We start from the raw sequence: 14,953 nt of genomic DNA, 5'->3' as shown, positions 1-14,953 counted from the left end.
GATGCACGCTGTTACCGTCCGCGAGTACGCCCGGATCACGACCGGGCCGATGGCCGTCGCCAATGGGCTGGACCAGGCGACGGTGTCGGATGTCGCCTTTGACTGGGTGTGCAAGGAGAGCGAACGCCTGCGCAAGGCCGGCGCTGGGCTGGTCCAGTTGGAGGGTCGGCGCTGGCTGCGCCTGGACAACTACGTTGGCGTGCTGCAGGCGCCCGACGGGACCCGCATCGAGATACTGCCGAAGACCTTCGACGAAGGGGATGACGCCACCCAGGCTCGGCGACTGCTGCAGAAGATGCTTCAGCGATGCCTGCATCTAGAGCCGCGCATCAGCGCGCCTACCGGTCTACAGGTCTTTGACGGCCCACTGACCGAATGGGTGATCCAGCAGTTCCTGGCGGCCTTGGACACGCTGGTCAAGCGTGGCTTGCGCTTCGATTATCACGCTGTTGAGGAGGAGCGCCGGTTTCTTCGCGGCCGACTTCTGGTCGGTCGGCAGCTGCGTCAACCGCCCGGTCGCGCCCACTACTTCCAGGTGGAACACAAAGTCTTCGATGCTGATAGACCTGAGAATCGCCTTCTCCGCTCGGCACTGGATAAGGTGTGCAGGCAAGCCAAGGAGGCAGGTAATAAGCGACTGGCGTACGAACTGGCCCATCAGTTGCTTGAGATACCGCCAAGCCGGGATTTCGCAAAGGACTTTGCCCAGTGGCGAAGCGATCGATTGACAGCGCATTACCGGCCGGTGCGCCCATGGTGCTCGCTCATTCTCAACGAGCAGAATCCGTTGACGGTCCTGGGGGACTGGACCGGCAACAGCTTGCTGTTCCCGATGGAGAAGGTGTTCGAGTCTTATGTCGAGGCTTGCCTCCGTCGTGCACTGCGTCCAGGTCAAACGCTCAAGGCGCAGGCGGCGAGCCGGTATCTGGCGACGCATGACGAACAGCCGTGGTTTCAACTCAGGCCGGATTTTCTGCTTTTCGACGACGGCGCTACAACGGTGCTGGACACCAAGTGGAAGCGCCTTGATGCCAACAGGGGTAATTCGGAAGACAAGTACGGGCTGTCGCAGGCAGACTTCTATCAGCTTTACGCTTATGGTCAAAAGTACCTCGGTGGCTGTGGTCGGCTTGCGCTGCTCTATCCACAGACCGCTACTTTCCGTGAACCGTTGTTGCCGTTTTTCTTCAATGATCAGCTACGGCTGGACGTCATGCCGTTTGACTTGACCACAGGGCAAGTAGTCTGTGATGACTGGCTATAGCTAGTTAGTGGCCCCAGTCTGACGATCACAGAAGATCAAGTGAGATTGAAAGAAATTTCAAGCCTATAACACCTTATCGAAGCCGGTGGACTCCGGTTTCGCGTCATGGCGCTCCGCAATGAAGCGCCTGCCAAGGGTGTACTGATGTGAGCAGAGGCAAGTTTGAGGCGCTCTATTGCGTCATGGTTGTGGCCGCCGCCTTCCTGATGGGCATCGCTAGATGCGCCACCTGTCGGGGCCCCAGGTTCCCTTGATCCAATCCAACACTGGCACTCGCACAGGGCCCGGCATTGCGTCCGGGCCTTATGCGTTTATGCCGCCAACAATGAGGAGATCGAAATGCACTTGGTCGAAACGATGGCCTACACCGGCGAGCGTCCGTGGCATGGCTTGGGAAACCTGCTGGCGCCGCAGCAGCCCATTGCGGTGTGGAAGAAGCAGGCGGGCATGGACTGGAAGATCGAGGAGGCGGAGGTGCGCTATGTGGCCGGCAACAACGCCATTGGCGTCATCCATGCCTTCCCCGAGCACAAGGTGTTGTACCGCTCCGATACCCGCGCGCCGCTGTCGGTGGTGTCCAAGCGCTTCCAGGTCGTGCAGCCGGGCCAGATCCTGGAGTTCTACCGGGATCTGACCGCCAGCAACGGCTTCGAGCTGGAGACCGCGGGGGTGCTGCGCGAAGGGCGCAAGTTCTGGGCGCTGGCCCGGACCGGGCAGAGCACGACCCTGAAGGGCCGGGACAAAGTGGATGGCTACCTGCTGTTGGCTACGGCCTGTGATGGCACGATGGCCACCACGGCACAGTTCACCTCGGTTCGGGTGGTCTGCAACAACACCCTGTCCATCGCGCTGGGCAATGCTACCGGAGCCATCAAGGTGCCGCACCGCAGCCACTTCGATCCGGATGTGGTCAAGCGCCAGCTCGGCATCACTGTTTCGTCCTGGGACGGCTTTGTGGCCCGGATGAAGGCGCTGGTGGAACGTCCGGTGGATCCGGATTCGGTAGAGGGGCTGCTGCGGCGGGTGCTGACCTACGCCGCGCCGGACGGCAAGGCCACGGTGGTCAACGAGCATGCGGTGGCGAACGTGCGCGCGTTGTACGAGGGTGGGGGGCGCGGTGCGCAGCTGGCGTCCAGTCGGGGCACCGCCTGGGGGGTGCTCAACAGCGTGACCGAGTTCGTCGACCACCACCGACGGGCGCGCAGCGACGATCATCGCCGAGATGCGGCCTGGTTTGGGGCAGGTGCCCAGATCAAGCAGCGAGCCTGGGATGAAGTGATGAAGTTGGTGGCCTGATGCCGGCCCGGTCAGGCTTGCGAGTATCGCCGGCTGTCCGGGCGGCCCCTTCGGAAGGGGCCGTTCGGGCGCGGGAGGACCGGACCATCGGTCAGGCGCTGCGGATCCTCGAACAGCGGGTCCGCGTACCAGGGCCCTCGATGAGTGACGTGGCTACCTGCGGGGCGTTCTTCCGGCTGCGGCTGGGCAGCGAGGGGCGCGAGCACTTCGAGGCGGCGTTCCTCAATACCCGCCATCAGCTCATCGCCGTGGAGCGGCTGTTCTCCGGCACGCTGGATGGGGCGGAAGTGCATCCGCGCGTCGTGGTCCAGCGGGCGTTGGCCTTGAACGCGGCAGCGGTTCTGCTGGCGCACAACCATCCCAGTGGCAATCCCGAGCCTTCGGCGGCGGATCGAGCGCTGACGGCGCGATTGAAGGCCGCATTGGGGTTGGTGGAGGTACGCCTGCTGGATCACTTTGTGGTCACCGCGGGCGAGGCGGCGTCGATGGCGGCGCGAGGCTGGGTGTAAGGACGGGTCCGGCATGTGGCGGCATAGCGCCCGGCCAGCGGGCCGGGCATTTCTTGGGGAGACTCTTGTGGAGATTGCCGACCCCCTCGATCTGGCCTACATGGCCATCGGGGCCAAACAGGCGTTAGTCGAACACGACGATATCAGTTGCCGTGCCCGGTTCGAGGGCGAGCTGGATTTCATCCAGGCGTGTATCGATCAGGTGGGATGCCTGGATCGGGCCTGGCAGCGACAGAATGACCAGTTTCCCGGCGTGTGGTGCTACGAGGTGGCTGAGCCGTTCGGGTACGGCTATGGCGCGCATTTGCTGCGAGGCGGTGAGCCGGCACGGGCCGAGGAGATCCTGGGTGGCATCGTGGCGGCCGCAACCGAAGCGGCGGGGTAAGTCGGCCGTCAGGACTCGCCGGCCAAGTCCTTGAGTGCCTTGGGCTGCTCGCGCTTGGGCAGCTGCAGGAGCTTGATCAGCCTGGCCAGCAGGGCGGGATCCTGGACCAGTGCCGGGATCAACGTGGCCAGCGCATCCCGCTGGGGTTCGTCAGCCTGGGCCAAGGCCAGGATGGCATCGGCCATGGCCGCGTTGTCGGCCAGCAGGTAGGCCACCGGCACATCCAGCAGCTGGGCCAGCAGGCCCAGATTGTCAAAGCCGATCGCGGTGACCTGATGCTCGTAGCGGTTGATCCGCGAAGAGCCCTTGTCCTTACCGAGTCCCATGCGATCGCCCAGTGCACGTTGGCTCAAGCCACGCAGCTGCCGCGCCTGGACCAGGCGTGCGGCAAACAGGGCGCGGGGCGAGGAGTCGGACACCGGACATCGCGAGGGCGAGGGTGGGCCGAATCATGACTAAGCCTCTATCGGTGTGGCAGACTCTATCTTACAAATAGAGGTGTGGCTGTGCCGGAAGGGGCCGCGAGTTTGTCGCGGCGGGCAGTACGCAGGGGGAAGCAAGTCAGGCATGGATCCATACGAAATTCTGGGCATCCGCCCGAACGCCGGGCGCGACGAGATCGAGCTGGCCTATAAGGGCCGACGCAGCCAGTACCACCCGGACCGGTACGCGCAATCCGACGCCGAAACGCAGGCATGGGCTACCGTCAAGATGCAGGAGGTCAATCAGGCCTACCGGGTGCTCAACGAACCACGGTCACCCGCCGAGTTCGATCAGCGCAAGGCGTCGGCGAAGTCCGGGAGCCGCCCCCCTCCGATCCCAGAGGTGGACGTGGTGACCAAGGACGACGTCCAAGATGTGGCATCGATCCTGCTGAAGCCGGACTGGGAATGGTTCCACGACAAGGTGTATGCGCGGCCCCACATCCCGCGCAAGAAGCTGGAGGGGGCTATCGGTTCCTATGCACCGGCCGTAACACCCAGCGAGGTGCTGGTCTTGCTGGACGACACCGTATTCGGTGGTGCGAAGGAAGGCCTGCTGGTCACCGGGGATGCGATCTACTGCAAGCGGCTGTTCGAAGCGCCGCGGCGAATTCTGTTCCGGGACATCCAGTCGCTGGAGCCGGGTACGAAAAGCCGGGTGATGGTCAACGGCGATGAATTCTTCAAGGCTGACGCGATCGACCACTTGGCGATCCTGACCTTCGTCTCGCGCCTGGCAACCGCGCTCAGTTCGTCATCGATGCCGCCGGTGAATCGTGCGTCGAGCCGGTCGGTAGAGTCTAGCCGGATGCCCGGTCGCGAGCGTCTGTGGACGCTCCATCGGATTGCCCTGGAAGCGACTCGCGCGGAACTAGGGCGCAGGGCCTTCCTAATCGACGAGTTGCTCGATCGGCAGATGAGCTGCATCGCCGATCACTATGCCGTCTTGCGGAACATCATGGAACGCGATCCACGGCATCGAAATCGCCTGGTCGATGCTGATTGCGCCGAGCTCGCGCTGATGTTGTTGCTGATCTTGCACTTCTACAGCCTTTCCAGGTTGCCCAGTGGATTCAAGGAGATCGCCGGAGACCAGTTCGTCCGTCTGCACGAGGCCAGCGAGGTCTACAAGGCCGAATATCGTGCCGCATTTACGCGCCTGATGGGGCGGGAGGTGGAGATGAACGAGCACGATCTTCTGATGATGTCTGGCATGTTCTTTCATCGCGACGGCACCGGCGAGTTTGAGTTGAAGATGCCGCGAGAAGAGGCATTGTTGATGCTGTTGTCACGGCTGCAGATTTCAGGGGAAGAGGCCAGGGGCTTGATTCGAAAGTTCGAAGATCACGCAGAGTCCTGGTTCGCATCGCTGGTGGCCTTGGTGAACAAATAAGAGATTCAGTCCGGACTTGTACGTGGTTCGGGTGCAATGTGCTTGTCAACAACAGGGGGGTATATGGGTCGAGTTGTATTGGGTGTGTATGTAGTGCTGATTTTCGTGTTCGCCATCTATGGGAACTGGTGGGGTGATTACGCCTACAAGGGATTTGCCTTCAACTTTGGGCGGGCATTGATCTGGCCGGTAATCATCATTCCAGGGTTGGGGAAAGCGATCGGCATGCTTGTGCTGCTGGGCGTCATCGGCTTTCTGACCTTTGGGAGGAAATGACAATGATCCCGATGCGAGCAATGAACGTGCTTCTCGTCGCCGCCGCTTCTGTAGTGCTGGCGTCCTGTGGCGGAAAGATCCGGAGCGAGTTCGTGGCCGGATGCATGAGCCAAGGCGCGCCGAAAGAAAACTGCACGTGCCTCTACGAAAAGCTGGAAGAAAAGTACGGCGCGGACGCATTGGAGGAAATGAATGAGGGCAAGCGGATGCTCCCCGGCTTCACCGAGGCAACGGTCGTCGGCGCGGCGGAATGCAGTGGCGCTGACCCTTCCGCGGCCCTGAAGCAGCTGGGTCTTGACGGCGAGTCAAGCGAGTCGTCCAACAGCGAGCTTGGAGAACTGGCAGCTGAAGGTGTTGAAGCCGAGCAGCAGGAGTTGCCGGAGCAACCAGACGCGGCGGCAATGGCGGCCAATGAGGCCGACGCAGCGGCTGAATCCGCCAAGGCAGCGCAAGCGCCTGATGCGCCTGCGCCCGTCGAGGCCCAAGTGAGCATCAGTCCCAGTTTCGACTGCGCCAAAGCCGCAAGCCATGTCGAACTGTCGATCTGCAGAAATTCGCAGTTGGCTCAAGCTGACGTCAGCTTGGCCCAGGTATACAAGCTGGCAACGGCCTGCACGAAGGACAAGGTAAGACTGCGAGAGGCCCAACGGACTTGGATGTCTGAGCGTAACGCTTGCACGGATGACTCCTGTGTCGTTGAGGCGTACGCGCGCCGGAGCGCTGACCTTGCTGAGGAGTGCACAGGCTGACGCGATCCGTCGGCGTCAGACAGCGGGTCGCCCAGCGGATGGGCGACCCTCTTTCACACCGTGCCGTCGATCTATTCTGCTCCATGAGGCATTGATCGAGCCCTGAGGCCGCCATGTGCGGCCCTTCTTTTGTCTGGAGATTTCCCATGACCCGGATCTTGCTCTCTGTCCGGGCAGCCGGTGCGGAGGATAGCCGACACGATCAAAAATGGGTCGAGGTCGCTGATGCTGACGTGATCCGTCGAACGATAGCGCAGTCGCTGGGCGGATCCCACCAGGAGGGTGCCCAGGACTGGTGCGTTCTTGCCTACGAGGGATTGCCCGACTTCGGTCCCCATCCGGACCTGGATGAGTTGTTGGCCTGGCTGGATGCAGTGGACGAATACGGCCCGGCGTTCGAAGCGCTATGGGCTACCGGAGCCTTCGGGCGTGTGTTGCAGGCGGCGGAGGCATTCGCTGACAGCTACCAGGGCACCTATGCCGATGCCGCCAGCTGGGCGTCGCATACCCTCGCCTTGCTGGGGCACCGGATCGATGCCCAGACCGATCTGGATGCCTATGCACGCGCCTCGGTCGCCAAGGGCCGGGTGCGTTTGATGCCCGCGGTTGACGGCGGGATCCACGTGTTCTGGAACGACTGAACCCCTTTATAGGTCACGGCCGGAATCTCAGTCCGCACGATGGATCAACACACAGGCCGCCTCTTCGAGGGCGGCCCTTTCATTTGGAGAACGCGATGGGACGTAAGACGGCCTTGCGCCTGGTGGATACCCGCACGCTCGATCGCGGGCAGTGGCTTGAAGTGCGTAAGGGCGGTATCGGAAGCTCCGATGCCGCCGCGGCGGTGGGCCTGAGCCCGTACACCAGTCCGCTGGAACTGTGGACGCAGAAGACCGGCCGGGCGGCGGCCAACACGGACGTGGCCGACGACCTGGATTCGCCGATGTACTGGGGCACGCTGTTGGAGCCGTACGTGGCGGCGGCCTACATGCGCAAGACCGGTCGCAAGGTCCGCAAGCTCAACGCGGTCCTGCAGCACCCGACCTTTCCTTTCATGCTGGCCAACATCGACCGGGAGATCGTCGGCAGCCCCGATGTGCAGATCCTGGAGTGCAAGACCGCCGGCGAGTTCGGTTCGCGGCTGTGGCGCGACGGCGTACCTGAATACGTCCAGCTCCAGGTCCAGCACCAGCTGGCGGTCACCGGCAAGGCGGCCGCGGACGTGGCGGTGCTGCTGTGCGGTCAGCAGCTGGAGATCCACCGTATCGAGCGCGACGAGGACGTGATCGCCCGCCTGATCGTGCTGGAAGCCCGGTTCTGGGAGCACGTGGAATCGGACACGCCGCCGCCGGCCGATGGCAGTGAATCGGCGGACCGCGCCCTGCGCCAGCTGTATCCGGGTGGTGGGGCCACGCTGGACTTCAGCGAGGACCGGCGCCTGTCGGGCGTGTTCACCGAGCTCGTAACGCTGCGGCGCGAACTGGACGCCAAGGGCGGCCATGCCGAGCTGCTCAAGCAGACCCTGCAGCAGGCCATGGGTGATGCGGCACGAGCCGTGTTCGCCAGCGGCGAGGTGACCTTCAGGCGGTCCAAGGACGGGACCCGTCTGGACACCCAGCGCCTGACCGCCGACCACGCCGAGCTCGTGGCCGCCTACACGGTGGCCAAGCCCGGTGCGCGGCGGTTCCTGATCGTGGACTGATCTCTTCAACCCCAGGAGTTCGAGATGCTTAAAGGTTTGGCTATCACTCCGCCCGTGATCGGGCGGGTCTCCATTGGCCGGGTGGTGGAACGCAACGGCAAACGGCTGCCGGAGAAGGACGACCAGTTCACCCTGACCACCCAGGTCCAGAACCGGGATGGCTGGGTCCTGCACCCGCTGGACGAGGCGCTCAAGCGGGAGGCGGGCGGCAAGCTGCGCACGTTGCCGGTGCGGCTGCTGTTCAACGACCCGGCCCTGAATCTGCGCGCCGACTACTCGCTGTTCGACAGGACCTCAGGTCGCCCCATGTGTGTGGGCAATGGCGAGAGCTGCCGGCGGGTCGGCAACGACGGCATCGAAGCGCAGCCGTGTCCCGGTCCGGATGCGTGCCGGTTCGGGGCCGGTGACTGCAAGGCCTACGCCCGGTTCAACGTGGTGATCGATCAAGGCCAGGACGACACGCTGGGCAGCTTCGTCCTGCGCACGACCTCGTTCAACACCATCCGCACGCTGGCGGCCCGGCTGCAGTACTTCAGTGCGGTCTCCGGCGGGCACCTGGCGTGCCTGCCGCTGGAGCTGAAGCTGCGCGGCAAGTCCACGACGATGAGCCACCGGGCGGCGATCTATTACGTCGACCTGGTGGTGCGCTCCGGGATGAGCCTGGAGCAGGCGATCGAGGAGGCGAGGGTGCTGGGCCAGCGCCGGCGGGAGAGTGGATTCGATCAGGCGGCGCTGGATGAGGCTGCACGGCAGGGGTTTGCCAATGGGGCGTTCGAGGAGCTGGACGAGGACGTGCCGGCGGTGGTGGAGGAGTTCTATCCGGAGGGCGGGGCGCCGTTGGAGGCCGAGGCCGCTCAGCCCGTCGCGGCGACGAATCTGCGGGGCAAGCTGGAAGGTAAGGTCGCGCGCATGGCAACGGAATAGGGCGATGTCATGACGACAGAAGAATGTGCGCAGGCCCGAAGTGCGTGGAGCTGGAGGAAGAGGCCATGCTGAAGGTGGTTGGTGGTGTCGTGGTGTACGGGTTCGCTCTGTTCGGATTGGGTGTGTATCTGCATCGCGTGCGGGTCCAGCGAACTGAAGAGCAAGCGCCATAGTTGAGCCCGCCGGTCCGCCTTCGGGCGGGCTGGCGGGAGTGATCGACTCCATCCTTTTTTGGTGCATTCCTCCAGGACGCGCCTCAACGGCTCGTCTGAGGGCTATCGCCCCGTCTTCGGTGGACAGGTTACGAAGCGCCTGCAACCACGGGCGATGGCGAGGTGATGGCCCGCGCGCTCGGCGGAAACGGGTCCTTTGTTAAGCCGCGGTTCTGTCCCGGACATGGCCAGGACGTGGCCGTGGTCCAACGGGAAGAGCACCAAGGCACCCGGTGTCCCGAAGCCGACATCCCCATGAAGGGGTTGCGGGACTCTGCCGAGATCCCGTCCAGGTAAATCTGTACGTGAGGTCTGGTCTCAGCCTGTGCGCCGGGGCAACTTTAGGGTAGCTTGACCTGCCCAAAAAAATGGATACACATACGTGTATCCATCGGCTATGCTCGGGGTATGGCCATGAAAGATGCCGGACTACGGATCCGTGTCGAGCGCGAGCTACGGGATGCCTTCCGAGGCGCGTGTGCAGCCGAGAATCGGGACGCTTCCGAAGTGCTGCGTGAGTTTATGCGGTCATTCTCTGAGCAGCGGCACGCAGGGAGACAAACAAGTCTCTTCGCCCTGCCTGGACGGGAGAGAACAAGAGTCAGGCAATCGTCTGGGGCCAATAAGAACAAGTAGGGGATAGAAGATGGTCAAGTTCATTGACTCACGAATTTGCGAATTGGGTCTTGTTGCTCGGAATCTTCAAGCGAGGACGACAACATGACATTTCGATACATCGGGTCGAAGTCTAGGCTTGTCGACCAGATCAGCACCTACATGGGGCACCCTAAGAAGGGTGCCTTCTTTGTGGACGCCTTCTGCGGTACGGGCGCGGTGGCAGAAGCTGCCGCAGAGCGCGGTTGGAATGTGCGGATTAATGACAACCTGCATTCGGCGGTAATTTCTGCCGGGGCCAGGCTCATTAGCTACGAGCAGGCAACCTTCAAGAAGTTGGGGGGCTATTCCAAGGCTATCGCCAAGCTCAACGCAGCCAAGCCCGTGCACGGCTTTATGTGGCGCGAATATAGCCCCGCATCACTTGACTCCTGCGGCATCGAACGGCGCTACTTCACCCAAGAGAATGCGGCACGACTCGATGCCATGCGGGCTCTCATCGCCGATTGGAGCGAGGCTGGCACTATCGATGAGGTGGAAGAGCGGCTACTGATCGCAGACCTCTTTGGGGCTTTGAACCGGGTGGCCAATATTGCAGGCACCTTTGGCTGCTTCCTCTCCAAGTGGACCAGCCAGTCGCAGGACAAGATCGCTATGCGTTGCCGTGAACTCAAAGCTAACGGTGTGCGCGTGGAAGCCTCCGTGGGCGATGTGTTTGAGGTGCGCAACAATGCCCAGGACCTCGTTTACCTTGACCCTCCGTACACCAAGCGCCAATACGCGAGCTACTACCACATCCTTGAAACGGTGGCTCTAGGCGATGAGCCAGAGGTTGAGGGCGTTGCTGGCTTACGGCCTTGGAAAGATCGGGCCTCGGACTTCTGCTACAAGACTCGTGCCCTCAAAACGCTCTCGTCCTTGGTTCAGGGCTTAAACGCGCAGAAGGTGCTGCTGTCGTACAGCAGCGAGGGACATATCTGCATGCAGGACATGAAGGCCACGCTTTCGAAAATCGGCAAGTCCACCATGCGCCCCCTGGGGGCCATCGGTCGCTATCGGCCCAACAAGGTGGCCAGCAGTACTGCGTCTGATGTGAACGAGTTTTTGGTAGTGGTGGAGCGACCCCTGGTGCAGCTTCCCAAGCCCAAGATCAAGACCGTCAAGTCTACCCAGCCCGTCTTCGTGGATAGCTATGCATGAGTGCTCCACGGCCCGTTGAAGCAGAGTACTTAGCTCCAGCAGAGGCGGCCCTCACTCGGGCTGTTGGTGGTAAGCATGGGCCCGCCAGCTTTGAATTTCGACTTCAAGTATTGGAGGCTACTTCGGCCCGCTTCGGTGGGTTCGATCTGGCGGCTTTCCACGTGGTTTTTGGTGTTCAAAGCAAAAAGTCCGCCGCTGAACTCTTAGAACTGGCTGCGCCTGTGGCAAGCGCTATCGAACAATCGCCTATCCATCATGCGTTGGCACTGAGCGCATTGGCACGAGAGGCCCTGCGTGAGCAGGAGCGAAAGAATACAGGTGCGTATCACACGGATTTTCGGCTAGCTACCCGACTGGCACAGCTTGCCGCACCCAAGCTCAATCACAAGAGCAAGGTGATTGATCCAGCAAGCGGCGCGGGCATTTTGTTGGCAGCTTTAACCCATGCGGTGTGTGGCCTAGATCGAGCGAAGACGGCGCACTGGATCGCTCATGGTGTGTGCGCGGCGGACTTGTCGGCCAATTCGCTTCGTGCAGCCTTGCTGAGCCTGGCATCCTTCACCGATGATCTAGAAGCCCTCAAAGCCATGAGGGCCCGCTGGTATTGCGGCGACAGCCTGATGGCAGATCGTGAGGTCTGGGCTGCAATGGCCCCGGATGGCTTTGATGCAGTGATCGGTAATCCGCCTTGGGAGAAGGTCAAGCTCTCACGACACGAATTCTTGAAATCTTCAGGTGCGAAGCGCCACTACGGCGCCGAGATTCGCGGGTTGGATGAAGAGCGATTCGCCACCCAGCGCAATGAGGTCGCCAACTATTCCCGGAAACTGCTGGAGCGCTACCCCGACTTGGGCAATGGAGAGCCTGATCTCTACATTGCTTTTACAGACATCTTCTTTGATCTGTGCAAGGAGCAAGGCGTAGTGGCGGCACTCATCCCAGGGGGGCTCATTCGCTCACAGGGGACGCAAGCCATGCGCCGGAAGATTTTCGAGGCGAGCCAAAGTGTATCGCTGTCGATAATCGATAACCGTGCCAGGTTCTTCGCTATCGATACGCGATTCAAGTTCCTTGCGGTGGCTCTGGTGAAGGCTGGCGCTGGGAAGAGTAAACGCGAGCCCATCAAGCTCTTGCATGAGCGCGGTACTTCCACTGGTTTGGAAATCACCGGCTCTGCCACCATTGGCCGCGCAGCACTGGTAGCCGTTCGAGACGACCTGAGCCTTCCTGAAGTCCGAAGTGTTGCCGAATGGAAACTCTTCTCCAAGATTGCAGAGGCAGGCACCTCCTGGCAGGAGCCTGATAGCGGCTGGGCCCCAAAGTTCTGTCGAGAGGTCGATATGACAAAGGAGCGGCCTAAATTTTTGAGTCGTGCCACCCGCGGAGCGCTGCCGTTGGTTGAAGGCCGCATGGTGCAGGCCCACCGTTTTGGCGTGAAAGGTCACGTGTCTGGCACCGGTCGCAGTGCCCTGTGGGAGGCTTACCCGATCGGAGGCTCGCGGCGCTCCCCGCAGTTCTGGATTCGTCCCTCAGACATACCTCGTGCCAGTCAGCATCGTACGGATACGCTGCGGGCCGGCTTCTGCGACATCGCAGGCCAGACCAATGAACGTTCACTCATGGCGACCTTGATCCCCGCGGGTGTGGTCTGTGGCAACAAGGTGCCGACGATCCTCTTTCCCGAGGACCCATCAGAAGCGCGGCTGCTGGTATGGGTGGCTGTTGCAAACAGCTTTGTCTTCGACTGGATGCTCAGGCGTGTACTCACCACCACGGTGAACTATTTTCTACTGCAAAGCGTGCCGCTGCCGAGGCTGACAAAAGACGGCTTGCCGTGGAAAAAACTAGTGAGCGCCGCACACGAATTGCAGTCGCTCGATCACGCAGGTGCAAGTCGCATAACCCATGCGCGCATGGCTCAACTTCGTGCTGAAGTCGACGCAGAAGTAGCTGTTGCATATGGGCTCGACCTCAATGATGTAGAGCTGATTTTCCAAGATTTTCCAATTTTGGATCGAGGTCAGATCGCCTTGCCTGGCGAAAGTAAGTCCACGATCACCCGAGACAGTGTTTTGGCTGCCGTGGCGAAACGCACGGCAGGCCAAGGGGTGGCCTGGTCGCGCCGCGCGACAGAGGCATGTGCGTTGGGGGCTATGGCCTATGTTCCTTCTGAGCTAGCCCTGGGTGGTGGAGAAATCGAAGAACAGGGGGATCAAAATTATGGCTAGTCAGGCTGGGCAGGTGGCCCGCATCTTGTACAAGGAAATCGTTCCTGGAGACCTCAGGAAGATTTTGGCCGAGTCTAATGATTCGGATACAGGAGGTGGTGCGCGCGATTTCCGCTTCGGCTCCTACAAGACGCTGTTGCCTGTTATCGAGCAGATGTTCCCAGAGAAGGTCAAGGAAAGTCGAAAGCGCGATGGTGTGACCGAACAGATCGACGTGTTTCAGGGAGCGTTCTTTTGGCACAACGACAGCGGCCAGGTCGAACGCAAAGAATCCTTCTTCGAGCCACCCACTGATGCGCGCCCATCAGAAGGCCGAATTGCCCGCGTTCATGAGTACGGATGTTTTGATACCGGCCGCATGCCAGAGGGTGGCCAAGGTAATCGTGTATTGCTTCTCTTGATCCAGCTTCATGATGGGTCGGTGTGGCCCTACTATGCCGAAGAGAAAACACTGCGTATCAAGGGTAAGTGGGACCCGGTTGTTGCCAATGAACTTCTCGGCTGCTTGGACGCCAAGCGTGCTTCCAATCGAGCCGTGATTGGCTACCGTGACTTCACGAACGAAGGCAGGTATTGCAATGGCAAGTGAAGACTGCAAGCTGGCCTTAAAACTTCTGACTCGATCGCGCAATGTGCTTATTTCCGGTCCGCCTGGTACCGGTAAATCGAAGCTGCTTGCAGAGGTCGCGCTGGCTTTCGAAACAGCCTTTGGCATTGCTCCCGCCGGTGGTGCGCCTAAGCTCAATCCGGTGGGTGGCATCCCGATTCCGCCTGCTGCAGGCGGTGCCGTCAAGGATATTCCTGCGCCTACGAAGACGAATCGCCAGGTCTTTCGGACGGTCTTTCACCAGAATTCCAAATACCGAGACTTTTTGTCTGGCATCACACCGGCGGTCAACAAAGCGGCAGGTGCCCAGGATTTCAAGATCGTCAGGGGCACGCTCTACCGTGCGAGTGAGCATGCAAAGGCAGACAGTGGCGCGGCCCTCTTGATCATCGACGAGATCAACCGAGGCCCCGCAGTGCAGGTCTTCGGCGGAGCCATCGTGGCCATGGAGTCGGACAAGCGCTTGGCCGCAGATGGTTCCAAACGTTCCGAAACCCAGTTCTTTGAAATGTTGGATCCCGCCACGGGCGATGTGATCGAGTACGCCTTGCCGCACGATCTATACATCCTGGCCGCGATGAACCAAGCCGATGCGTCGGTCGAGCCCTTGGATGTGGCTTTCTTGCGTCGCTGGGAGCCGTTGAGGCTTGAACCCGATGAGAAGGCTTTGAGGGACTTCTATGGTCTGGGTGCCAAGGGTGCCGGCGCCTTGCCCGATCCACTCGCCAACGTCACCGATGCCTTGGAGGCCTCGGTGAGGGCTTGGGTAGCCGTCAACGAACAAATCTCGCTCGGCCGAGGTCCCGATTTCCAGATCGGTCATGGCGTTTTGATGTCGGATGTGAAGCCTCAAACGCTGCCTCTGCCTGAGGCGCTAGGTACGTTGTGCGTGGGCTGGGCCAAAGTACGAGCGCACATTGAAGAGGTCTTCTTCGGAGATACCCGAGGCATTGCAGCAACCCTCAATGCGTTGGATGGCCCTGCCTTCAATCCGTTCAAACTCACCGAGACAACTTTCGCGGACGATTTGCGGTTCGGACTTGAAGGTCCCACTAACTTCAACGAGGACAACATCTATCCCGCCCTGAGGGCCTTTGCCAAGGGGTAGTGT

The 14,953-nt window shown here is 61.2% G+C and carries 15 protein-coding genes; 14 read left to right on the top strand and 1 reads right to left on the bottom strand.

The window, feature by feature from the left end:
• Window position 1: 1 nt before the first annotated feature.
• The 4 genes from DX914_RS14720 (at window position 2) to DX914_RS14705 (ending at window position 3,454) form a co-directional block, all read left to right on the top strand.
• The gene (locus tag DX914_RS14720; RefSeq protein WP_115859979.1) at window positions 2–1,264 is read left to right on the top strand and encodes an McrC family protein; all 1,263 of its coding nucleotides are present in this window, start codon (window positions 2–4) and stop codon (window positions 1,262–1,264) included.
• A 339-nt stretch (window positions 1,265–1,603) separates the two neighbouring features.
• Complete coding sequence (locus DX914_RS14715; protein ID WP_115859977.1) at window positions 1,604–2,560, top strand: DUF932 domain-containing protein; 957 nt, start codon at window positions 1,604–1,606, stop codon at window positions 2,558–2,560.
• Window positions 2,561–2,700: 140 nt separating this feature from the next.
• Window positions 2,701–3,069 (top strand): JAB domain-containing protein, encoded by a 369-nt coding sequence (locus DX914_RS14710; protein ID WP_231118282.1) that lies wholly within the window; start codon window positions 2,701–2,703, stop codon window positions 3,067–3,069.
• 67 nt (window positions 3,070–3,136) lie between these two features.
• Window positions 3,137–3,454: a hypothetical protein gene (locus DX914_RS14705; RefSeq protein WP_115859973.1), complete on the top strand. Its 318-nt coding sequence runs from the start codon at window positions 3,137–3,139 to the stop codon at window positions 3,452–3,454.
• An 8-nt stretch (window positions 3,455–3,462) separates the two neighbouring features.
• Here the strand turns inward: DX914_RS14705 and DX914_RS14700 are convergent, their stop codons facing one another.
• Entirely contained in the window at window positions 3,463–3,873 is a 411-nt protein-coding gene (locus DX914_RS14700; RefSeq protein WP_115859971.1) for a helix-turn-helix domain-containing protein, read from the bottom strand.
• Window positions 3,874–4,021: 148 nt separating this feature from the next.
• Between DX914_RS14700 and DX914_RS14695 the strand changes: the two genes are divergently transcribed.
• The 10 genes from DX914_RS14695 to DX914_RS14645 all read left to right on the top strand — a co-directional run bounded on the left by DX914_RS14695 (window position 4,022) and on the right by DX914_RS14645 (window position 14,950).
• A complete protein-coding gene (locus DX914_RS14695; RefSeq protein WP_115859969.1) occupies window positions 4,022–5,329 on the top strand; it encodes a J domain-containing protein in 1,308 nt (435 codons plus the stop codon).
• Window positions 5,330–5,392: 63 nt separating this feature from the next.
• Window positions 5,393–5,605 (top strand): hypothetical protein, encoded by a 213-nt coding sequence (locus DX914_RS14690; protein ID WP_115859967.1) that lies wholly within the window; start codon window positions 5,393–5,395, stop codon window positions 5,603–5,605.
• Between the two features lie 20 nt (window positions 5,606–5,625).
• Window positions 5,626–6,354, top strand: coding sequence for a lysozyme inhibitor LprI family protein (locus tag DX914_RS14685; RefSeq protein ID WP_147300687.1), 729 nt, complete (start codon window positions 5,626–5,628; stop codon window positions 6,352–6,354).
• 146 nt (window positions 6,355–6,500) lie between these two features.
• Window positions 6,501–6,995 (top strand): antirestriction protein ArdA, encoded by a 495-nt coding sequence (locus DX914_RS14680; protein WP_158549330.1) that lies wholly within the window; start codon window positions 6,501–6,503, stop codon window positions 6,993–6,995.
• A 95-nt stretch (window positions 6,996–7,090) separates the two neighbouring features.
• On the top strand, window positions 7,091–8,056 hold the full coding sequence (locus tag DX914_RS14675) for a YqaJ viral recombinase family nuclease (RefSeq protein ID WP_115859961.1): 966 nt from the start codon (window positions 7,091–7,093) through the stop codon (window positions 8,054–8,056).
• Window positions 8,057–8,080: 24 nt separating this feature from the next.
• Window positions 8,081–8,980, top strand: a complete 900-nt coding sequence (locus tag DX914_RS14670; protein WP_115859959.1) for a recombination directionality factor — start codon at window positions 8,081–8,083, stop codon at window positions 8,978–8,980.
• A 932-nt stretch (window positions 8,981–9,912) separates the two neighbouring features.
• Entirely contained in the window at window positions 9,913–11,007 is a 1,095-nt protein-coding gene (locus tag DX914_RS14660; protein WP_115859955.1) for a DNA adenine methylase, read from the top strand.
• Entirely contained in the window at window positions 11,004–13,235 is a 2,232-nt protein-coding gene (locus DX914_RS14655; RefSeq protein WP_115859953.1) for an Eco57I restriction-modification methylase domain-containing protein, read from the top strand. The genes DX914_RS14660 and DX914_RS14655 overlap by 4 nt, the downstream gene beginning before the upstream one ends.
• 13 nt (window positions 13,236–13,248) lie before the next feature.
• Window positions 13,249–13,824, top strand: a complete 576-nt coding sequence (locus tag DX914_RS14650) for a hypothetical protein (RefSeq protein WP_196778919.1) — start codon at window positions 13,249–13,251, stop codon at window positions 13,822–13,824.
• Complete coding sequence (locus tag DX914_RS14645; RefSeq protein ID WP_115859948.1) at window positions 13,814–14,950, top strand: AAA family ATPase; 1,137 nt, start codon at window positions 13,814–13,816, stop codon at window positions 14,948–14,950. Before DX914_RS14650 ends, DX914_RS14645 begins: the two co-directional genes overlap by 11 nt.
• The last annotated feature ends 3 nt before the right edge of the window (window positions 14,951–14,953 follow it).

This window comes from Lysobacter silvisoli (genome assembly GCF_003382365.1).
Lineage (GTDB): Bacteria > Pseudomonadota > Gammaproteobacteria > Xanthomonadales > Xanthomonadaceae > Lysobacter > Lysobacter silvisoli.
The sequence above is the reverse complement of the archived record's forward strand: the minus strand, read 5'-3'. Positions and strand labels throughout refer to the sequence as shown.